The 370-nt window shown below is 44.1% G+C and carries 1 pseudogene; it reads right to left on the minus strand.

Annotated elements, in window-relative coordinates:
* Window positions 1-370, minus strand: a pseudogene (locus AOA60_RS18335) (hypothetical protein); the annotation flags it as partial.

Genomic DNA, 370 nt, shown 5'->3' on the forward strand with positions numbered 1-370 from the left:
TCCTATATCCATCGCTTCTGTTGGAGTTAACGTTAGTATTTCTCCTTCTGGCGATTTAGGTATATCTATAGATGGATCAGCCATTGCTAATGCAAAGATAGGATCACGCTCATTTAGCTCAGCAGCCTGCCGCATTTCTGCTAGCCATGCAGATTGTGCCTTGTCTTCTGCAGCATTTCCAGAACCATCAATAACCGACGCTGACCCCATTGTAGATCCTGGTTTCATGACGATCTGATCTGCATTAAGAGAGATGTACGCCCCCGCAGAAAGAGCTTGATCCACAACAAATGCAGTAGTAGGAATAGGTGTATTTCTGATTAAAGTAGCTATATTTCCAGCTGCATCAACAAACCCACCTGGTGTATCT

This window comes from Pseudomonas sp. 2822-17 (genome assembly GCF_002742485.1).
Taxonomy (GTDB): Bacteria; Pseudomonadota; Gammaproteobacteria; order Pseudomonadales; family Pseudomonadaceae; genus Aquipseudomonas; species Aquipseudomonas cyclaminis.